The 21,237-nt window shown below is 47.0% G+C and carries 19 protein-coding genes; 12 read left to right on the top strand and 7 right to left on the bottom strand.

The annotated features are described in order from the left end of the window. Positions 1-86: 86 nt before the first annotated feature. Complete coding sequence (locus tag ACRRSW_RS01960; protein WP_432454867.1) at positions 87-1,007, bottom strand: DMT family transporter; 921 nt, start codon at positions 1,005-1,007, stop codon at positions 87-89. Between the two features lie 93 nt (positions 1,008-1,100). On the opposite strand from ACRRSW_RS01960, the gene ACRRSW_RS01955 reads away from it, so the two are divergent. Next, on the top strand, positions 1,101-2,009 hold the full coding sequence (locus tag ACRRSW_RS01955) for a LysR family transcriptional regulator (RefSeq protein WP_432454868.1): 909 nt from the start codon (positions 1,101-1,103) through the stop codon (positions 2,007-2,009). A gap of 364 nt (positions 2,010-2,373) precedes the next feature. Then, on the top strand, positions 2,374-3,138 hold the full coding sequence (locus ACRRSW_RS01950; RefSeq protein WP_432460734.1) for an SDR family NAD(P)-dependent oxidoreductase: 765 nt from the start codon (positions 2,374-2,376) through the stop codon (positions 3,136-3,138). Between the two features lie 18 nt (positions 3,139-3,156). Here ACRRSW_RS01950 and ACRRSW_RS01945 read toward each other — a convergent pair whose 3' ends face one another. After that, positions 3,157-3,720 carry a sugar O-acetyltransferase gene (locus tag ACRRSW_RS01945; protein ID WP_432460733.1) on the bottom strand — a complete coding sequence of 188 codons (564 nt, stop codon included), beginning with the start codon at positions 3,718-3,720 and terminating at the stop codon, positions 3,157-3,159. A gap of 499 nt (positions 3,721-4,219) precedes the next feature. Between ACRRSW_RS01945 and ilvG the strand changes: the two genes are divergently transcribed. The 4 genes from ilvG (at position 4,220) to ilvA (ending at position 9,633) form a co-directional block, all read left to right on the top strand. Further along, on the top strand, positions 4,220-5,878 hold the full coding sequence (ilvG, locus tag ACRRSW_RS01940; protein WP_432460732.1) for an acetolactate synthase 2 catalytic subunit: 1,659 nt from the start codon (positions 4,220-4,222) through the stop codon (positions 5,876-5,878). After that, positions 5,878-6,138, top strand: a complete 261-nt coding sequence (ilvM, locus tag ACRRSW_RS01935) for an acetolactate synthase 2 small subunit (protein ID WP_432454872.1) — start codon at positions 5,878-5,880, stop codon at positions 6,136-6,138. Before ilvG ends, ilvM begins: the two co-directional genes overlap by 1 nt. A gap of 44 nt (positions 6,139-6,182) precedes the next feature. Further along, complete coding sequence (gene ilvD, locus ACRRSW_RS01930) at positions 6,183-8,030, top strand: dihydroxy-acid dehydratase (protein ID WP_432460731.1); 1,848 nt, start codon at positions 6,183-6,185, stop codon at positions 8,028-8,030. A gap of 67 nt (positions 8,031-8,097) precedes the next feature. Beyond that, positions 8,098-9,633, top strand: coding sequence for a threonine ammonia-lyase, biosynthetic (gene ilvA / locus ACRRSW_RS01925; RefSeq protein WP_432460730.1), 1,536 nt, complete (start codon positions 8,098-8,100; stop codon positions 9,631-9,633). 49 nt (positions 9,634-9,682) lie between these two features. Here ilvA and aguA read toward each other — a convergent pair whose 3' ends face one another. Further along, positions 9,683-10,789 carry an agmatine deiminase gene (gene aguA, locus ACRRSW_RS01920; RefSeq protein WP_432460729.1) on the bottom strand — a complete coding sequence of 369 codons (1,107 nt, stop codon included), beginning with the start codon at positions 10,787-10,789 and terminating at the stop codon, positions 9,683-9,685. A gap of 80 nt (positions 10,790-10,869) precedes the next feature. After that, complete coding sequence (gene aguB / locus ACRRSW_RS01915) at positions 10,870-11,751, bottom strand: N-carbamoylputrescine amidase (protein WP_432460728.1); 882 nt, start codon at positions 11,749-11,751, stop codon at positions 10,870-10,872. A gap of 104 nt (positions 11,752-11,855) precedes the next feature. On the opposite strand from aguB, the gene ACRRSW_RS01910 reads away from it, so the two are divergent. The 3 genes from ACRRSW_RS01910 to ACRRSW_RS01900 all read left to right on the top strand — a co-directional run bounded on the left by ACRRSW_RS01910 (position 11,856) and on the right by ACRRSW_RS01900 (position 15,894). Further along, complete coding sequence (locus ACRRSW_RS01910; protein ID WP_432460727.1) at positions 11,856-12,749, top strand: LysR family transcriptional regulator; 894 nt, start codon at positions 11,856-11,858, stop codon at positions 12,747-12,749. 287 nt (positions 12,750-13,036) lie between these two features. Beyond that, positions 13,037-13,624, top strand: a complete 588-nt coding sequence (locus ACRRSW_RS01905; protein ID WP_432460726.1) for a class I SAM-dependent methyltransferase — start codon at positions 13,037-13,039, stop codon at positions 13,622-13,624. A gap of 722 nt (positions 13,625-14,346) precedes the next feature. Beyond that, entirely contained in the window at positions 14,347-15,894 is a 1,548-nt protein-coding gene (locus ACRRSW_RS01900; RefSeq protein ID WP_432460725.1) for an amidase, read from the top strand. Positions 15,895-16,209: 315 nt separating this feature from the next. Here ACRRSW_RS01900 and ACRRSW_RS01895 read toward each other — a convergent pair whose 3' ends face one another. Beyond that, the gene (locus ACRRSW_RS01895; RefSeq protein ID WP_432460724.1) at positions 16,210-17,097 is read right to left on the bottom strand and encodes an IS982 family transposase; all 888 of its coding nucleotides are present in this window, start codon (positions 17,095-17,097) and stop codon (positions 16,210-16,212) included. Between the two features lie 134 nt (positions 17,098-17,231). Next, positions 17,232-17,975 (bottom strand): SDR family oxidoreductase, encoded by a 744-nt coding sequence (locus tag ACRRSW_RS01890; protein ID WP_432454880.1) that lies wholly within the window; start codon positions 17,973-17,975, stop codon positions 17,232-17,234. Between the two features lie 93 nt (positions 17,976-18,068). Here ACRRSW_RS01890 and ACRRSW_RS01885 point away from each other — a divergent pair, with 93 nt between their 5' ends. After that, on the top strand, positions 18,069-18,971 hold the full coding sequence (locus ACRRSW_RS01885) for an AraC family transcriptional regulator (RefSeq protein WP_432460723.1): 903 nt from the start codon (positions 18,069-18,071) through the stop codon (positions 18,969-18,971). Positions 18,972-19,037: 66 nt separating this feature from the next. Here the strand turns inward: ACRRSW_RS01885 and ACRRSW_RS01880 are convergent, their stop codons facing one another. After that, positions 19,038-19,676, bottom strand: a complete 639-nt coding sequence (locus ACRRSW_RS01880) for a TetR/AcrR family transcriptional regulator (RefSeq protein WP_432454882.1) — start codon at positions 19,674-19,676, stop codon at positions 19,038-19,040. Positions 19,677-19,738: 62 nt separating this feature from the next. On the opposite strand from ACRRSW_RS01880, the gene ACRRSW_RS01875 reads away from it, so the two are divergent. After that, entirely contained in the window at positions 19,739-20,203 is a 465-nt protein-coding gene (locus tag ACRRSW_RS01875; RefSeq protein ID WP_432454883.1) for a nuclear transport factor 2 family protein, read from the top strand. Beyond that, on the top strand, positions 20,193-21,050 hold the full coding sequence (locus tag ACRRSW_RS01870) for an ergot alkaloid biosynthesis protein (protein WP_432460722.1): 858 nt from the start codon (positions 20,193-20,195) through the stop codon (positions 21,048-21,050). Before ACRRSW_RS01875 ends, ACRRSW_RS01870 begins: the two co-directional genes overlap by 11 nt. The last annotated feature ends 187 nt before the right edge of the window (positions 21,051-21,237 follow it).

Raw genomic sequence — 21,237 nt, 5'->3', positions numbered from 1 at the left:
AGGGTGCTTACAAAGATTATCCAAAATTCACGTCTCTTTGCTGAGCACCCTCCAACTATCTTTAAAGCACCTTTTGTGATTCGGCATTATAGCTGGACAGGTGCTCGTTTTAACAACATCAGGCGTGGGAGCAACAGTCCCGCAATCACAATTAAAATACCTAGTAATTGAAGCTGAGTGACCGCCTGCCCCATCAGGAACGAAGTGAAAACAGCAAATATCGGAACCAGGTTGAAAAACAGCGAGGCATTCGATGCACCGAGATGACGAACCCCATTCAGCCACAGCAAGTACCCGGCAACAGTGCCAAAAACACCAATATATACTAGATCCAGAACACTCAGCAAAGAGCCTTCAAGCACTTCAGTGAGCGGATGAACATTGGGAGTAAGCAAGCACATCAGACCAATCACAGAAGCACCACTCAGCATCCCAAGCAAGGTATATGGAATAACCGGCATCCAACGGCTGATCCCTTGGCTACAGTAGGTATACAGGCTCCAAGCCAGCATCCCCAAAAATATCAGTTTATCGCCATGGTTAATTTTCATTGATACGAGCGTTTCAAGATGCCCATTGGTGACCACCAACAAGACTCCCGATAAGCTAACCAACAAGCTAAGGCATTGCGCAAAAGATGGTAATTTACGTAACACAATACAAGCAATCAGCGAGGTCATTAATGGGCTTAAAGCCATAATCAGTGAGCCATTGGCTGCATTGGTATAAGTTAGTCCAGTAAATAAACCTAAGTTAAGCCCACCCACACCGATTACACTGACCGTAACCACCCATAGCCACTGGTTTAAAGATAGACTCAGTTTCTGCATGTCAGCCCACAGCAAATAAATAAGTAAACACCCTGCTGCAATTACAAATCGCCAAAAAACCAAGGTTAAAGCATGCACTTCATTTAATGCATGTTTACCAATAGGAAAGCAACTCCCCCAAAAAAAGGTACAGAAAACAAGCAACACAACTGCTTTGGTAGTGGAAGAAAAAGTCATGGTCACTCCTAGCGACTTGTCAAAACATGAAGCATAGTGTATTGATTTTATTATCTGGATAAAGAAGCAAAACTAAGACGGTAAATTCCATTTATGAAACCTACTTATTCTCTTGACGATTTACGTTGTTTTTGTGCCGTAGCTCAACTTGGCAGCTTCAAACAAGCCGCAAACCACTTAGGGATGCCCCTATCAACCTTAAGCCGAAGAATTAGCCAATTGGAACAAAATCTCCAATTAAGACTATTGAATAGGGATGCACATCGTGTCTCCTTAACTCATACTGGCGAGCAGTATTTTCAGCGTTCAAGTTCTTTATTTGAGGAACTGAATGATATCGATGAAGATCTACATCAAGAAAAGCATCAACCTAAAGGCAAAATTAGAATCACCGCACCCGTCAATGCTGGCGCACAGTTTTTACAAACAATCTTCTATGATTTCTTATTGCAATACCCTGATATCAAATTAGATTTAAGTTTTTCAAATGCCTTAACGGATATTGAAGCGGCAGCGGTAGACGTGGCTTTTCGGGTCGGTAATCCGGCCCTTGAACATTGGATCATCCGCCCCCTAAAACAGATACACTTTATCTTATGCTGTCATCCAGAGCACCCAAGCTACAACATCACCCAGCCCCAGCAACTATGCGCCCATTCAACGGTGATCTGCCGTCCTATGATTCCTTGGCAACTCGTTCACAAGGCCAGTGGAGAAGAGTTTAATCACCATCCGATTCAATCAGTGCGCCTAGAGGTGAATGAAATATTGCTAATGACAAATGCCGTGAAAGCTGGATTAGGTATTGGTTATATTCCAGATTATTTTGCTTTGCCGATGATTGAACGAGGAGAAATAAAGCAAGTGCTCCCAGAATGGCGCAGCCAAGCCCGTACCCTATCAATGTTATATCGTGACCGAAATAACTTACCACTCCGGGTGAGACTACTCGTAGATTTTGTGTTGCAGCATTTTGATAAGCCCAAGATATCCGAAGCATAAAGTAAAAATGCACGCGAGCCCCTGCAGCCAAATAGTCTACTTCGGTAATGTTTAACCTAAGGGAATCGCCCCCTCTGCCAATCTGGATTCAAAACGCCATAGCCCTGGGCTTAACGTCGCACCATTGCCCCACCGAATCCTGGGATGTAAATGTGTAACGCGAAGCGCCCTTGGCAGTGCGAAAGTACGACATCTTCAAGCTTTTTCTCACTCACGATGCGGTCAGTGCCTTGGTCCCTTCGGTTCAACCTTTTGGCTCTATAACGAGCAGAACTAACTTCGTTAAGCTGAGTTTCATCAAATAAGCCCTTTAGCGAGACGAGGGCGACCCTCTGCAGCTCAGCATGAAAACAAGGAATTAACTATGAACAACTGCGTCTTCATTACCGGTGCAACTTCGGGCTTTGGTCTGGCCTGCGCCAAGTTATTTGCTCAGCATGGCTGGCCGCTGATCCTCACCGGACGACGCCTGGAGCGCTTAGCCCAGCTAGCCGATGACTTGGGCTCGCAATGCCCGGTTCACTACGCCAGCCTGGATGTACGCGACAGCCAGCAAGTGGCCGATTTAGTCGCCGACTTACCAGAAAACTTCAAGCAAGTAAGTGTGCTGATCAACAATGCAGGTTTAGCTCTGGGCACCGACCCAAGCCAACAGGCCAAATTGAGCGACTGGCACACCATGATCGATACCAATGTCACCGGGCTGGTGAATGTGACTCACGCCTTACTGCCAAGCTTAAGCCAGCAACCAGTCGCCTCAGTGATTAACTTGGCCTCGATTGCTGCTAACTGGCCCTATCCCGGCAGCCATGTTTACGGCGCGTCGAAGGCTTTTGTGGCGCAGTTTTCGCGGAATTTACGCTGCGATTTAGTGGGCACCGGCGTGCGAGTCACCAGCCTCGAGCCGGGTCTGTCGGAAAGTGAATTCAGCTTGGTACGATTTGCTGGCGACCAGCAAAAATATGACCAGCTGTATGGCAACAGCAATGCCTTACAGCCGCAAGATATCGCCAACATCATTTATTGGATCGTCAGCCAACCCGCCCATATCAACATTAACAGCTTAGAAGTGATGCCTTGCTCGCAGGCCTGGAACAACTTTAATGTGGTGAAACAAAGCGAGTCCTAAGGCTCTACTTACACCGAGCTAATCTTCTGCTTGCTCGGGAACGTCTCGTACGTACCGGGCAGGTACGCCAGCCACCACCGTTCTGGCTGCAACATCTTTATTTACCAGCGCCCCGGCGGCGATCACGGCATCGTCGCCAATGTTCACCCCCGGTAAAATATTCGCTCCCATGCCTACCCATACCCGGTCTCCAATGATGACTGGCAAAGCACGCTCTAATCCCGCTAAGCGTTGTTGGCTATTTAAAGGATGTGTCGCCGTAGAGATATGTACTGCTGGGGCAAACATCACGTCATCACCGATGGTTACCGGAGCGCCATCGAGGATCACACAACCATGATTCGCGTAGAAATTCTTTCCGGTAGTAATGTTATAACCATAATCACAAAAAAATGTGGGCTCAATCCATGGGTCAAGGCTGTTTGGCAGCAGTTCTGCCAGCACTTCCGACCGCAGGTCTTCTTCTGGATGCAGTAGATTTAACTCGTAACATAAAGACTTCGCCTCGTGTCGCTCCTCAACCAATTCGCCATCAAAGGCCAAATACAGCTTACCAGCTAACATCTTTTCTTTTTCGGTCATGGCATATCCTTAAATACAATACAGATATGTCTCACATTAGCATGTTTATCAGCGATGCCCAAAACCCTCACTGATTGCCCCAGCAGCCACCCCTCCCACTAAAAAATGAATTAATACCAAGAAAAATCGACTTAATTTTATGCTGTAAATGCAATATAAATAACCAGTAAAAAACAACAAATTGGAATATAGAACTGATGGATCACACTTAATTAGCAAATCAAACTACAATTCGTTTATTTATCCAACAGCCAGCGGAACTTTGCGGAAGAAAAGCAAGCTTGAATCATATTTTATCCTGTGATACTTGTAGCCTATTGTTCGAGGAAAATTATTAAATATGTCTTTTTCAGTTGCTCTAGTCATTAGCGTCGTCCTTGTGGTGATTATTTTATCACCGCGCGGGGATGCGCTGTTGTAACTGAAATAAGCAAACAACACCAAACCCCCGCGCTGCAAAGCTCGGGGGTTTTTTGTTAACGGCGGAAAGGAAATGGGAATGAATGGTGCTCAACAAATTGTAGCGGCTCTAAAAGAACAGGGCGTAGAACAAGTCTTTGGTTATCCGGGGGGCGCAATTATGCCGCTCTACGATGCGCTCTACGACGGAGGCATTAAACATATGCTGACCCGCCATGAGCAGGGCGCAGCAATGGCGGCGGTGGGCTACGCCAGAGCGGGCGCTAACCGCGGCATCAAAGTCGGGGTATGTATAGCCACCTCTGGCCCCGGCGCAACCAACCTGGTCACCGGCCTTGCCGAAGCTCAGCTCGATTCAATTCCGCTGGTGGCCATTACTGGACAGGTTGCCCAGCCAGTGATCGGCACCGACGCCTTTCAAGAGGTCGACGTTTTAGGCATGTCCCTGGCCGTGACCAAACATAGCTTCATGGTTACCGACATCAGCGAGCTCAAACGCACCATTGAACAAGCTTTTGTCATCGCCACCAGTGGTCGCCCGGGTCCGGTGTTAATCGATGTGCCTAAAGACATTCAGTTAGCCGAAATTGAAGAGAGCCTGCCCTACCTCGCCCCAGCCCTGCAGACCAATCCTCCAGAAACGGATGCACTCAAGCAGGCGAAACGCCTACTCAGTCAAGCCAAGCAGCCCATCGTCTATGTCGGCGGCGGCGTCGGCATGGCGAACGCGGTTAGCGAATTACGCGCGTTTTTAGATTACACTCAGATCCCGAGTGTCAGCACCCTCAAAGGCATTGGAGCCATCACCGAGCAGCAAGCTTGTTACCTCGGCATGTTAGGCATGCACGGCACCAAAGCCGCCAACCTCAGCGTTCAGGAATGCGATGTCTTATTAGTCATTGGGGCTCGCTTCGACGATCGGGTCACTGGTAAACTCGATGAATTTGCCCCTCACGCCAAAGTGATCCACCTCGATATTGATGCTAGTGAGTTTGGTAAACGCCGAGAACCCGATGTAGCCTTAAGCAGCGACTTAAAACTCACATTGCCGGCACTGCACTGCTTGTGTGATATTCAGCCATGGCGCGAGCTGGTCACCCAACGTAAACATGATTTTGCCTGGCGCTATGACCATCCGGGCGAGCATATCTTCGCGCCCAGCATGCTGCATCAACTCAGCCAAATGATCGACCAAGACACCGTGGTTGCCTGCGATGTGGGTCAGCACCAGATGTGGGTCGCCCAGCACATGCAATTTAACGGCCCCGAAAACCACCTGTCTAGCGCCGGTTTGGGGACCATGGGCTTTGGCCTGCCAGCAGCCATTGGCGCTCAGTTTGCCCGCCCCAACGATACCGTAATTAATGTCTCCGGTGATGGTTCGTTCATGATGAACGTACAAGAGCTGACCACCATTAAACGTGCTCAGTTACCGGTCAAGATGCTGCTTATCGACAACAATCGTTTGGGTATGGTACGCCAGTGGCAAAACTTGTTTTTTAATGGTCGCTTCAGTGAAACCATCCTCGATGACAACCCTGATTTTGTAAAATTGGCTTCCGCCTTCGATATTCCCGGTGAAACCATTTGCAATAAAATAGAGATCCCAGCTGCCTTAGATAGAATGCTCAACAGTCAAGGGCCCTACCTACTGCACGTTTTAATCGATGCCGAAGAGAATGTATGGCCGCTAGTACCACCTGGGGTCGCCAACGACAAAATGATGGAGGAATGCTAATGGAACATGCACTCACAATCGAAACCCGTAACCAAGCCGATGTACTGGAACGTGTATTACGGGTGACACGTCACCGCGGTTTTTTAGTACAATCGATGAATATTGAACTCAACGCGAAAATTTACTCAATTGAACTCACAGTAAGCAGTGAGCGTCCGGTCGCTCAGCTGTATAATCAATTGATTAAATTATTCGACGTTGAGCAAGTCACCATACAACAATTACAGGTGATGCCCGCTGCCAAAGTGGTCATGGCCTAAACCCAAATATGCAAACGCAAACCAGATTAACGGAGTAAACAGCAATGCCTAAACTGCGAAGTGCCACCACAACCGAAGGCCGTAACATGGCCGGAGCCCGTGCCCTATGGCGTGCAACGGGAACCAAAGAAGAAGATTTCGGTAAGCCGATTATCGCAGTGGTGAATTCATTCACCCAGTTTGTCCCGGGTCACGTTCACCTAAAAGATCTTGGTCAAATGGTGGCTGGCGCAATTGAAGAAGCAGGCGGCGTTGCCAAAGAGTTTAATACCATCGCGGTGGATGACGGCATCGCCATGGGCCACGGCGGCATGTTATACAGCTTACCCTCTCGCGATCTGATTGCTGACTCGGTTGAATACATGGTGAATGCGCATTGCGCCGATGCCATGGTCTGTATTTCTAACTGTGACAAAATCACACCGGGGATGTTAATGGCCGCAATGCGGATCAACATTCCGGTGATTTTTGTCTCGGGCGGACCAATGGAAGCCGGTAAAACCAAACTGAGCGACCAAATCATTAAACTCGATTTGGTGGACGCCATGGTGATGGGCGCCGACAAAAATGTTTCCGATAGTGACAGCGAAGCAGTGGAACGCAGCGCCTGCCCTACCTGTGGTTCTTGTTCTGGCATGTTCACCGCAAACTCGATGAACTGCCTGGCGGAAGCACTCGGTTTAGCCCAGCCGGGCAACGGCTCAATGCTTGCCACCCACGCCGATCGCAAGCAACTGTTCTTAAATGCCGGTAAACGCATCGTCGATTTGTGCACTCGCTACTACCAACAAGATGATGCCAGCGTATTACCCCGTTCTATTGCAACCTTCGAGTCCTTCGAAAATGCCATGACCCTTGACGTAGCCATGGGTGGCTCCACCAATACCGTGTTGCACCTGCTCGCGATTGCTCAGGAAGCTGGCGTGGATTACACCATGCAGCATATGGACGAATTGTCCCGTAAAGTGCCTCAACTGTGTAAAGTTGCCCCCTCAACCAATAAATACCATATGGAAGATGTACACCGCGCCGGTGGCATTATGGGCATCCTCGGTGAACTGGATCGCGCCGGTCTCATTCACCGTGAGGTGCCCAACATCATGGGCGAAACCCTCGCTGAAACGCTGGCTAAATGGGATGTAATGCAAACTCAGGATCAGGCCGTGAAAGATTTTTATCGCGCGGGTCCTGCAGGTATTCGCACCACCCAAGCCTTTAGCCAGGATTGCCGCTGGGATGAACTCGATACCGACCGTGCCGAAGGCTGTATTCGTAGCTTGGAGAATGCCTTCAGCCTGGAAGGAGGCCTGGCAGTCTTAAAAGGAAACGTTGCTCTGGACGGCTGTATTGTGAAAACTGCTGGCGTCGATGACGACAACTTGGTATTCCGCGGCCCGGCTTGTATTTTTGAAAGCCAGGATGATGCAGTTGCCGGGATCTTGGATGGTACGGTCAAAGCGGGTGACGTGGTGTTAATTCGCTACGAAGGCCCAAAAGGTGGCCCCGGCATGCAAGAAATGCTTTACCCAACCTCTTACCTTAAATCCATGGGCTTAGGTAAAAAATGTGCCCTGCTAACCGACGGTCGCTTCTCTGGTGGTACCTCGGGTCTGTCAATTGGCCACATTTCGCCAGAAGCCGCCAGTGGTGGCGTGGTTGGTTTAGTTGAACAGGGTGATATCATCGATATCAACATTCCTGAGCGCAGCATTGTACTGGAAGTGAGCGAAGAGCAATTGGCCACACGCCGCGCCGCAATGCAAGCCAAAGGCAGTGACGCCTGGCGCCCAGTGGGACGGGAGCGTGAAGTGAGCACTTCACTGAAGATGTACGCTCACTTCGCCACCAGCGCCGACAAGGGTGCTGTACGCGATAAGAGCAAACTCGGCTAAGCCCTTTCTCGATATCATATTCAGCCCGGTTCGCCGGGCTAATTTAATGCAAGTTGTAGGTTACACCATGTCTCAAACCTTACCCAGTGCCAACGATTACCTTCGCCGGATCTTACTCTCCCCAGTTTATGAAATCGCTCAGGTAACGCCCTTACAAGAACTCCCCAAATTATCCAAGCGACTGGGCAACCAAATTCTGTTGAAACGCGAAGACCGCCAATCGGTGCACTCTTTTAAGTTACGCGGCGCCTACAATAAAATCGCCCAATTAAGCGAGGCTCAGCGCCAGCGCGGGGTGATTGCCGCCTCGGCCGGTAACCATGCTCAGGGCGTAGCAATGTCGGCGCAACGGCTCAATATTAATGCGATCATCGTGATGCCCACCACCACCCCAGAAATCAAAATAGACTCGGTGCGCGCCATGGGTGCCGATGTACGTTTGATCGGGGACAGTTTCGACGAAGCCAGCCTCTACAGTAAACAGCTCGCCGCGGAACGCGGCTATACCCTGATCCCGCCCTTCGATGATGTGGATGTAATCGCCGGACAAGGCACCATTGGCAAAGAGCTACTGGAACAAGACATGCACCTCAACGCGATATTTGTGCCGGTAGGCGGCGGCGGCATCGCCGCAGGGGTGGCGGTATATATCAAACAGCTGATGCCACAGATCAAGATTATTGGGGTAGAAGCGCAAGACTCGGCCTGTTTAAGCGCCGCACTGGCCGCAGGCAAACCGACCCCGCTGGAACGCGTGGGACTATTTGCCGATGGGGTCGCGGTCAAGCTGATTGGCACAGAAACCTTCCGGCTCTGCCAGCGCTATCTGGATGAAGTGATCACCGTCAATTCCGATGAAATTTGTGCGGCAGTCAAAGACATCTTTGAAGATACCCGGGCCATTTCAGAACCTTCCGGCGCACTGGCGCTGGCGGGTTTAAAAGCCTATGCCCAGCAACACAATTTACAAGGCCAGCGCTTGGCGGCGATTTTATCTGGGGCAAACGTTAATTTTCATAACCTGCGTTATGTCTCGGAGCGCACCGAGCTGGGTGAGAAAAAAGAAGCGGTAATGGCGGTGAATATTCCCGAACGCCAGGGCGCTTACCTCGAGTTTGTGGAACACCTCGGGGGCCGAGCCATTACCGAATTTAACTACCGCTATGCCAATGAGCAACAAGCCAGCATTTTTGTTGGTATTCGGGTTAGTAATAGCGAACAGGAATTGCCGGCACTGCTCGATAGCCTGAGTGCCAGCGGCTATGCGGTGACCAATCTCAGCGACGATGAACTTGCTAAACAGCATGTGCGTTATATGGTGGGAGGCAAACCCGGCAAGGTATTAAACGAGCGGCTATTTAGCTTTGAGTTTCCCGAACAACCCGGTGCCTTGCTCAAGTTTTTACAAACGCTGGGCAACCATTGGAACATTACCCTGTTCCACTACCGTAATCACGGCTCCGCTTACGGACGGGTATTGGCCGGCTTCGAATTACAAGACCGCGATACCGCAGCCTTTACCCAGCATCTGGCACAACTCGGTTTTGACTACAAAGATGAAACCGACAATGCCGCCTATCAATTCTTTTTAGCGCAAAACTAGAGGTTAGAGTCGTGAGCCACTGCCTTAGCACAGTGGCCTGGCAAAGCGCTCACCCTGCAAGCGACTTTGAGCGCGGAATTTGTTGAGTAATGCAGTGAATATTACCGCCGCCCAACACTATTTCGCGGGCCTCGACGCCAATCAGCTGATGTTCAGGGAAGGCCTGTTGCAATACATCCCGAGCCTGCTGATCGGTGCGTTCATCCAACAGCGGAAAGATCACCTGACCATTACTAATCAGAAAGTTTGCATAAGACGCCCCCAAGCGCTCTCCCGCCTGACGTTTCATCCCGGCACTTGGCTCGATCCCTTCAGCTTCTTGCTCACTCATATAAAGGGGACCGGGCATCGGCAGCTGATGTACCTTAATCGCTCGTCCCTTGGCATCGCTTTGGCTGCTTAAAACCTGATAGGCCTTCTTGCTGATGGCATATTGCGGGTCACTGGGGTCATCACAGCAGGTAAGCACCACTTCTCCCGGCTTAACCACATGCATAATGTTATCCACATGGCCATTCGTCTCATCGTCATATAAACCTTGTGGCAGCCAAATCACCTTGTCAATCCCAAGATAATTCTGTAAGTGAGTTTCGATTTGTCGCTTAGACAATCCCGGATTACGGCTGGGATGAAGTAGGCACTCTTCGGTCGTATATAAGGTGCCCTCGCCATCACTGTGGATCGAACCACCTTCCAAAATAAAAGGTGCGCAATAGATATCATCCTCAGTGAGGTTCAACATTTTCTCAGCCACAGCATTGTCGAGATCCCAAGGGAAGTACAGCCCATCGACTAAGCCGCCCCAAGCATTAAATTGCCAACTCACTCCGCGACGCTGCTGCGCTTGATTGAGTAAATAGGTTGCCCCCATGTCACGCATCCAGCAATCGTTATAAGACATTTCAACCACTTTAATCTGCGCTGGTAGTTGCATTCTCGCATTGGCATATTGGGCGTGATTCACCAACATCACCACTGGCGTTCGCCGGGCGATAGCGCTGGCCACCGCAACAAAAGCTTGCTGCGCATACTTTGCGCCCATCCGCCAATTGTCTGGTCGCATCGGCCATGACATCCACACCTCACTATGTGGCTGGTGTTCACCGGGCATGCTAAAACCATCTTCCGCTGGCAGCGTTTTTCGCTGTTGACTCATATATAGCTCCCTCATTGCTTGGCTTGCCATCTCCCCACAGATTGACCAACAGCCAATCAAGGGAGCATCACCATTTAAAATTATTTGTTTAAGCGACCATCAAGGGTAAGTAGATGTGGATACTGCTCGGGACGACGATCTCTAAACAAGCCCCAGGCGCTGCGCTGAAATGCAATAGCATCCAGATCAAACTGATGCACCAACACCGTTTCAGTTTCACGATCGGCCTTAACGACAATTTCGCCAGTCTCGTCGGCAATAAACGAAGAGCCATAGAAAGTCAGTGCTAAATCGCGTGATGTCGCTTGCTCGCGACCAATTCGATTCGATGCAATCACCGGAACTTGGTTGGCCGCAGCGTGGCCCTGCATCACCCGTTGCCAATGGCTTTGCGAATCCATCTCTGGTTGGCTGGGTTCACTGCCAATTGCGGTAGGAAATAAGAGCAGTTCAGCCCCTTGCAGCGCTAAACTTCTCGCGGTTTCTGGAAACCACTGATCCCAGCAAATCCCCACCCCGATTTTTGCGTAGCGAGTGTGCCAGACCTTAAAGCCTGTATCTCCCGGGCTAAAATAGTACTTTTCCAAATATCCATCACTGTCTGGAATATGGGTTTTGCGATAAATACCAAGCAAACTGCCGTCGGCATCGATCATGGCCACCGAGTTAAAACGCACGTTGCCGGCGCTTTCAAACCAACTAAAAGGCAATACCACCTGTAACTCTTTAGCGAGCGCGGTTAAACGCTGAAAGGCCAGATTATCTTCAAGCTCGGAGGCCAGACCCAAATGTGATTCTTGGATCTCGATACAAAAATAAGGGGTTTCAAACAGCTCTTGTAACAAGATAATTTGTGCGCCCTGCGCGGCGGCCTGGCGAACTAAACGCTCGGCTTTATCCATATTATCGTTCACTTGCCAGGAACAAGACATTTGTGTTGCGGCGACGCTTACCTTTCTCATCAACTATCCAACCTCAGTGCTTAAAACAGAGACACATTGTCTACTTGATTTGGTTATAATAAAAATGCATTTTTTTCATTTCTATATGAGAGAGTTCGATAACGATGGATATCGACATTAATCAACTTCGCCTATTGGTGGTACTACACCGAGAACGCAACTTATCCAAAGCCGCCCAGAAACTGTATATGAGCCAATCGGCCGCCAGTCACGTGCTGGCAAAATTACGCAAGCGCTTTAACAACCCACTGTTTATTAAAACCCAAAGCGGCATGGAGCCCACCCCACTCGCCTTATCACTGATGCCCAATATCCAAAAAGGCTTGAGGGCGATTGATACGGCCTTCGATCAAATGAAGCCATTTGATCCGCAACGGGATGCCAAAACTTTTTATATCAGCGCCATTGATTACTTCGAATTTTTTGCGCTACCACGACTCACTCAAATGCTGGAGAGCAATGCACCGAACATCCGGATCGCGATTGATATTCTTTCGGAAAACACCCAGATGGAACGCATTGAGCAGGGCCGTATCGATCTCATCTTAGGCGTCGACGAGCTGCAAGATATGCCGCGTTATTATCGCCGTTATCCCTGGCTGAGCGACCCCTATGTTGGCTTGGTGGCGCAGCAGAGTCGCTTCCCCGAACAGTTCAATCTAAAGACTTTTGTGCAAACACCTCAGGTTCACCTGCCCTTAATCAATTCCGGTGCCGATCCCATCGACCGTTGGTTACTCAAACAACATCAGGCTCGTCAGATTGCCACCACCATCCAAAGTTACGCCGCCGGCGCCAAGGTGATTGCCAACACCCATTACCTAATGTGTGTGCCGTTGCAAATCGCCCAGGAGCTTGCCACAATGCTGCCAGTTCGAATCGTGCAACTGCCCGCCGACCTACCCAATTTATCGCTGAGCATCTTCACTCACCAACTGTATGACAGCCAAGACAGCCTGCAATGGTTAATCAAACAAATCCAAAAGTGCGCCGAATAACAGGACTCATCCCCTAGTTTTTCCATCGCTTAAGGCATAAAAAGCGGTCATTGCAAACTGTGTTCATGGCATTCCTTGTTGCCACCAGCCATCGCATCCTTCGTTTATGACTCGATTATCAAGTTGTGTTCTATCGTGCTGAAATTGCTAAAAAGGAGTGATATGGTGTTAAACAATCAATGGGAGAAAGGGGTGAGATTATCTTGTTCTAACAAGGTTAATTTTCCTTATGAGAAGTTGTTAGCATATAAGTAAACGAAACTTGCTTCATAAATAGAGAATTTAATATGTGGGATCAAATATACGATACAGAAGAATATGTTTATGGGAAATTGCCGAATGACTTTCTTAAAAGTCATTACGATGCAATCCCCAAAGGAAAAGTGTTATTACTTGCTGAAGGTGAAGGAAGAAATGCAGTTTTTCTTGCCAAATTAGGATATTCGGTAACAGCGGTAGACATATCTAGTGTAGCCATTAAAAAATTGGAAAGGCTGGCTAAAGAAAATAACGTAGTGATTGAAACTATTTGTGCCGATTTAGCAACATTTGATCTTGGAGAAAGTAAATGGGACGGTATTGTCTCTATATACTGTCACCTACCACCAACACTCAGGCAAAATTTATATAGGAAAATTGAATTAGCAATTAAACCTTCTGGTGTTTTTTTACTAGAGGGTTATAGACCTGAGCAGCTAGCATATAAAACGGGTGGTCCTCCAGTAGCTTCAATGATGATTTCAAAAGAAACGTTAATAAAAGAATTACCCAACTTTTCATTTAACCACCTTGAAGCACTCGATCGAGTGGTAAATGAGGGGATTAATCACCATGGGATTGGGGCTGTAATTCAAGCCATTGGCTCACTAAAATAGCCCTATATTCGGGGCAAGAATAGGGTGTAGTAGCTCAGAGCTGAGCTGAGCTGAGCTGACAGTTTCCCAATTTCTAGGGTGTTTTGGCAGCTTAGATTTGAGCTAAATCCTTTTCCGCCCAAATCGATTTACTCGTCCAAATATTTTTTGCCGTTATTATTAAGCACCCACCTGAGTGACGCAGCCAATGCTCGCTGAAGCGATTCGACACATCAGTAATGAAGAATCTATTTCTGCAATATTCTGATAGTAAGCATATTAAAATATGATCTTTTATTTGGGCCCATTAAATTTGTAGGGTTTATCTGTATTGCATTAGGCAATGGCGTATTCGCGTCGCTGAGCTAATATGGACATGCCTCGAAGTAATTTATAATATTCACTTTTAATCATTCCCAAAGTCACTCTTATACTTAATTAATCGAATATGTATACATGGCCTTTATCAGGTTGACGTATATTTTATTTACTCTATTTTTAATAGTATTCCAGCAATCCAATTATTTAATAACACCAATTATCCACGCCCTTGAAAATAATGATAAATCGATCGGTTAAATATTTCAGTGCACTAAAAAAGGGCCGCACGCACCAATAAGATCAAATAATTGCATAAAACATAATCATTTAGGATGCTATTTATTCTGTTTTGATCCTAATGTCTTGTATGGCACAGAAGATGCCTTTAAAGCTTGTCAATTTCATTTTAAGGAGTAATGAACATGAGGAAGCAAGCACTTGGCATAGCGATAGCTGCAATTCTATTTGGAGGAAATGTTTATGCCGTCGAAAATGTAGAAAACTACACCGTGACAGAAATCATTAATGACATCAAACATAAAAAAGTTACTGCTGTTGAATTAGTACAAGCATACATGGCTCGAATCGACAAAATTGAAAGCTCCAAGAAAGGCTTTAATGCTATTCTCACACAAAACCCCGATGTGATTGAAGAAGCAAAGGCGCTAGATAAACTCAACGATAAATCGAGTCTTTCACTTGCTGGAGTCCCAATTTTTGTTAAAGACAATATTAATACATCTAACATGCCAACCAGTCATGGTAATGAAGCATTAAAAGAGTATCAGCCTGCCCATAACGCTGTGGCGGTTGATAGGCTTATCAAAGCAGGTGCATTGATAATGGGTAAAACAAATATGGCTGAATTTGCTATGTTTTGGGATACCTTATCGAGTGCGGGCGGAAGAACATATAATCCTCAAGATCGTACAAAAAATATTAATGGTTCAAGCGGTGGTTCTGCTGCTTCTGTTGTTGCCGGTTATGCACCAGTGGCTCTTGGTACTGAGTCGTGTGGGTCGATTACAGATGTAGCATCATTCACCTCGCTCGTTGGATATCGCCCATCTCCCGGTATAGTTCCTACCACAGGAATGGACTATAACACTCTTGGCGATACCATAGGCCCGCTAGCAAAAAACGTAATTGATGCTGCAACTGTTGTTGATGTTATGGCTGGTGAAGATCAAAAAGATGCCCTAACTCACGGTCATGCGTTGACAGAGACTTTGGTACATAGTCTAAACGATAATAAATCTTTGAAAGGGAAAGTACTCGGCTATGTTGTTGCTCCTTTCGGTGGATGGACAGCAGAGATAGCTATCACACCCGAGATCTCTGCGACAATGCAGAAAGCACTTGATGAACTTCGCGCTCAAGGCGCTATTATACAAGCTATTCATATTTCATCTGATTGGTGGACAGAATACGGTTCCGGTTCTTACTGGGATGCCACCGGCAAAGAAGATTATTTCGTAAGAACCGAAGCTAAAATACCAAAAGGACTTAAAGAGCAAACAGAACCTTTTGACGTATTGAACTACGGTGACCTTATTGCGAAAAGCCCGAAAATGAATGCGATTACTAAAGACTGGTTAAGCTACAGTGATAACAAACCGCTTGATCCTAAAACCTTTAATGAAGCTGTCGAGAGTCGAGTGAAGTTTTCGAAAGGTGTTGATAAAATTTACAAAGAATATGGTCTAGATGCGCTTATTTACCCTACCGTCTCTTTACCACCTGCTGAAGTTGAAGATCCAGAAACTTTGATTGACCCTAATCAGCTAGGTACTCATTGTGGTTGGGCGAACTTTACCGGAAGACCCGTGATAAGTGTACCAGCCGGATTTTCAAATAATTTCCCTGTTGGCTTAAGCTTCCTTGGTAAGCGTTTCAAGGATGGGAAACTTTTAGGTATGGCGGCTGCGTTTGAAGAATCAACTACGCATCAAAAATTACCAGTCTTATAAATTTATGTTTAAGTTATGATTAATAAACCCGATAGTTTATAGATGAAAAAATATCCCCAATTCATAATCAAAGTTGGGGCTATATAAATAAGACGCAGTGTTCACATTGCTACGTCGCGATGACAAAACTTAAGTCTGCTTTTTAGCTGGCTTAAGTCGCCTAATCGATAAATGAGCTAATACGTTTAAGATAACTAGACCGCCAGCCAAACGCCAATAGCATCAAAGATATAAGCACCCACCCGAGTAGCCGCGCCGATGCTCACTTCAGCCATTCGTATTTAGAAGAAATAACGTGACTAACCTCAGATCGGTTTAAACCATCGCCATCAACCCTGTTTTTTCAGTGCTCGTGATGTTTAGCGATGGTTTTTCTGGTTTCAGACTGTATGCGATTAGTCCTCCAAGTAAGTTCAACATAAATCCATGCAGGCTCCGATGGCGGGAATGCTCTATCTGAGAGATGTTTTTCAGTTGGTCATTAATGGTTTCGATAATGAACCTTTTTGACAGCATCGCTCTATCCCAAGCGGCAAGTACTTTCGGTTTCATGTTCTTACGGTGGGTCGTAATCAGGGTGATTCCGTCCTCTTTTAAATCTTCGGTAAGTGCTTTACTGATATAGCCTTTGTCAGCATACAGCTTGTCGAAAAGGCCTTTGGATAGTTCCCGAACAGGCTTTCTATCATCGGTATTTGCAGGTGTAAGTTTGGCTGCAACGATATCGCCGAGATGGTTGGTAATGATGTGAAGCTTAAATCCATAGAACCAGCCCATTGTACCTTTACCTCTTGCCGCAGTTCCTTTGAAAACCTTATGCCTTGGAATGCGTAAATTGTGGCAGACCTTAATACTCGTAGAGTCAATAAACTCAATGCCTGTCGGCTCTCCTTTAACATGAGTAAAAAAGGAGCTCAATGGCACGAGCACAGAAGACATTACTTCAAGAAACCGTGTGTAACTGAGTCGTGTGGGAAAATCACTCTTGTAGTGACGGCGTACGATTCCAAGGTAAAAGTTTTTGAAATCACGCTGATGAGACATATGGAAAGCGATAATTATTGTCATGATTTCGCTTTCGGACATTCGACCTTTGCGGTTGCGCTTACGTTCGCCGCTTTCAAGCTGAAGTTTTTGCCACTGAGGTAGAAAAGCCTTACAAAAGTCATCGACATGACAAAATAAGTCCACTAATTTATGCATAGCTGGTTCCTTTGCGATGGTTCTCTCTTGGTCGAAAGATCTGATCGCAGAACCAGCTTTTAGTTCCCTTCTTTTTATCCCGAGTTCAGGTTGACTAAGCTAAATGCGTTGCAAAACCATGTGGAAAATACGTATTAGTCGCTTAATACCATTGCTTTCGCATCCTCTCCAGCAACAATCCACATCGGACTTTTGTCATCGGTGGCAGCTTGCCAGATTGCTTCAGCGACATCTTGTGAACGGGTCACTTTTGCTTGTTTTGGCCTATTCAAAAACATTTTATTGGCTAAATCCAGGTAGGGTTCTGGGAAAGCATTTTCCATGCGAGCTTTTGCATTCGCGCCAAACCGTGTAGCGGGAGCCTGGCCTGGTATCACCAAGTTCATTCGAATATTAAAGGGCTCTAATTCAATAGCTAAGGACTCAGTAAAAGCATTTATCGCCGCTTTACTCGCTGTATAAACCGAAAGTAAAGGCAACGCTTTTAGCGTGACAGCGGAAGAAACATTAATAATCACACCCGATTTCTGTTGCCGAAACTGAGGCAAGAAGGCCTTAACCATATTGATATAGCCAAGTGTATTGGTTGTAAACAGAGTTTGAATCACTTCATCTGAGGTGCCTTCCAACGCTGCAAGCATACCGACACCCGCATTGTTAACAAGTACATCAATATAATCTACCGAATACACTAAACTTTTGATGCTCTCCATGTTAGTAACGTCCAGCGGCAATATGCTTAGTTGCCCAGACTCTGGCAAACTGTTGTCTGCAGGGTTACGCATGGTAGCGATAACTTTCCAACCTTTTGCAAGAAAGTATTTTGCAGTTTCAAGGCCAAAGCCAGATGATGCCCCTGTGATTAAGATCGTTTTCATAAAGATTCCTCAGGTGATGAATCTGTTAACTTTATAGGCTGGCGATGGCATGATACATAACGTAAAGTACACAATTCATTATCTATGGTATTTATGATGGACCCTCTCTCCAATATCGTGTCACTTTTGCAACCCCGGGCGAGCTTTTCTAAAGTGGTGCAGGCGGCAGGGTTATGGCGAATTAGGCGTGAAGATGTTAGCGACCCGTTTTACTGTGTGGTCCTAGATGGAAGCTGTGAGTTCTCACCTGATGGCGAAGCACCGATTAACTTAGTCGCTGGAGATTTTGTTCTCATTCCAGAATCGAATAGTTTTACTTTTAGCAGTCTCGATTCTCCCCCGCACAATGAAAAACACTCGGTACCAGTCGAAATTTCTCCCAACGTGTATTGGGTTGGAGAACAAGACAGTTCATTAAATGCACATGTATTAGTGGGGCATTGTAAGTTTGCTACGCGCGACTCAACAATTCTACTCGCACTTCTGCCAAAACTTGTCCATATTCGTAAAGCAGCAAGACTAACGGCACTGGTTGAGCTAGTTATAGAGGAATCTCGAGCACAGCGCCCAGGCAGAGAATATGTGTTGGCTCGTTTATTAGAAGTCCTTTTAATTGAAACATTTCGAACCAAGATGGATACGCCGAATGTTCCCGGTTTATTAGTTGGATTGGCCGATGAGCGACTAGCCGTCGCGATCCGAAAAATACACCAAGATGTGAGCCAATCATGGACCGTTGCTCAGCTAGCAAAAGAAGCCGCATTGTCTCGTTCGGTTTTTTTCAAACGGTTTCACAATGCGGTAGGATTTACACCAATGGAATACGTTATTGCATGGCGAATGGCTATTGCCAAAGGTCTGTTGCGGAGTCATTCTCACACGATGGCAGATATTGCGGAACGAATAGGCTACAAATCTGCCAGTGCTTTTAGTTCCGCTTTTAGCAAGCACACGGGACTGTCCCCATCGAAATTTGCGGCTCATAGTCTTGCTTAGCTTCGATACCGAAAGCCCAAGCGCCACTGTTCTAAGTTTCCGGCCCCTTCTTTAAGTGAATGACCGTTAGAGCTGGCTCAGCGCTTTTATACTGGCCATTAACGCGATAGTTTGGCGATCTATGTCTTTGCGAGTCATGTTTTTTCCGCTGATAATCATGCGCCAATACAGCGCAGCTGGCAGCATGTCTAATACCATTTCCCTGTCGATGCTTTCGGTGATTTCACCACGGGTAATGGCCCTGTCTAATAACTGATGACCCAATTGCCGACGAAAGTCGGATAACCCTTCAATCAATGGGGCTAGCTCACCAGAGCGCAGCCGCTCGGCGTATAGATCTGGCAAGATTCTTCGTACTAAGCGATGACGTAAACTGCGACGGAACATCAGCAAATAGGCGTGTACATCAGCTTCCAAAGAGCCGTGATCTTTTACATCGGTCAGCGCAACGGTAGCGGTTTTAATGGCCTCAGAAGCGAAGGCAAACTTCGATGGCCAGCGCCTATAAATCGCCGCTTTACCTGCACCGATACGCTTTGCTACTTTTTCAAGACTAGTGCCGGTGTAGCCATTCAGAGCCCATTCTTCAAATAAGGAAACAAACAAAGCTTCGGTTAAGTCTGTTCGCATTACGGCAGCGCCAGAAGGCTTTCGTTTATTGTTTTTATGGGTATCACTTTTTTCGTCGATACGCTTGCGTTCCATTCTTAAATCGCTCATAATTTTGGTTGATACGATAGCGTTTCAACCAAAAAAGGTAAAGTAATATGGCGAATAGTAGCGACGGTTTTTCGAGTTTGTCAGCTCTTTTAAGAGAAGGCTTGGGGGAGGCGTTAGCGCCAAACGCCGAAACACTGCTTGATATGCTGAGCGAAGATATTTTATTTGAGTTTCCTTACGCTCTGCCTGACGGTATCCACAGTGTTGAAGGAAAGACGGCATTTACGGCTTATCTACAAAAAGTAGCGGGGCTATTAACTGTTGAATCCATGTCGCTGCATCGTTCTATTCTGTCGACCGATGGTCAAAATGCCGTATTGGAATTCTCTTGTAAAGGACATGCTGATAATGAAAATGCTCGTTATGACCAAGATTATGTGTCGGTGATTGACCTTAAAGATGGTCTCATTAGTCGATACCGAGATTATTGGAACCCGCTGGTTGTGATGAATGCTTTTGGGGGCGCTGCACAAATAAATAAAATGCTAAGCGGAGGTGGCCATGGCAACTAATGTATTGGTATTAGGCGGTAAAGGAAAAACAGGCCGTTATGTCGTCGAAAAACTGACTAATCTTGGTGTATCGCATCGCATCGCGACTCGTTCTCCTCAACAGCCGAATGAGGTGGCATTTGACTGGATGCAAGCTGAGTTGGCAACGGCCGCCTTCAAAGACACTCGAGCGCTTTACATTGTTGCGCCAACCAACTCCAGTGAGCATGGCACCTTGATGCTGCCTATTCTGGAGCAAGCCATTGTGCAGGGCGTGCAACGGTTTGTATTACTGAGTGCGTCGTCTTTACAAGCTGGAGGACCAATGATGGGCGAGGTTCATGCCTGGTTGATTAAGCATGCGCCAGAATGGGCAGTGTTGCGACCAACTTGGTTTATGCAGAATTTTTCTGAGCAACAGCATTTGCCAACCATTTGTGATGAACAGGCGATTTATTCGGCCACGGGCATGGGACGAGTGGGCTTTATCGATGCACAAGACATTGCCGAAGTGGCCGTAGCGGCATTGGTTGCGGAAACCGCATGGAACAACGATTTTATTCTAACAGGGCCCGACGCCATGACCTATGGTGATGTCGCGAATACCTTGAATGAGGCGCTTGATTATCCCGTGTCCCATATTAATTTGACGAGCGCTCAACTGGTAGAGCGCTTTCAACAACAAGGCATGGATCAAAACTACGCCCAAATAATGGCGAGTATGGATGCGGCTATTGCACGAGGTTCGGAAGATAAAGTAACAGATAATGTCGAGACGCTGACCGGGCGAAAACCAACTTGCTTTGCGGATTTTGTAGCGCGTGAAATCCAGCGCTGGCAGTCGCTTGCAGTAAAGAGTGACGGTTAGGGATCTTTCATCGCGCTCTTACTATAGGGGTATGTTTTAAAAGGATTATCCTTTACCAGAGTCTGTCACGAGCCCTGCCGGCCAGTCCCTTAGTATCGGAGGAATTTCGTCTTATTTGTGGAAGAGGAAGCCTTTCTGGTTTAAGCATTCAAATAAAAAACTGTCCGAGCCCCTTCTATTAGCGGGA

The organism is Agarivorans sp. QJM3NY_25 (genome assembly GCF_050870875.2).
Lineage (GTDB): Bacteria > Pseudomonadota > Gammaproteobacteria > Enterobacterales > Celerinatantimonadaceae > Agarivorans.
Note: the sequence above shows the minus strand (reverse complement) of the source record. Positions and strands in the feature narration are given on the sequence as shown.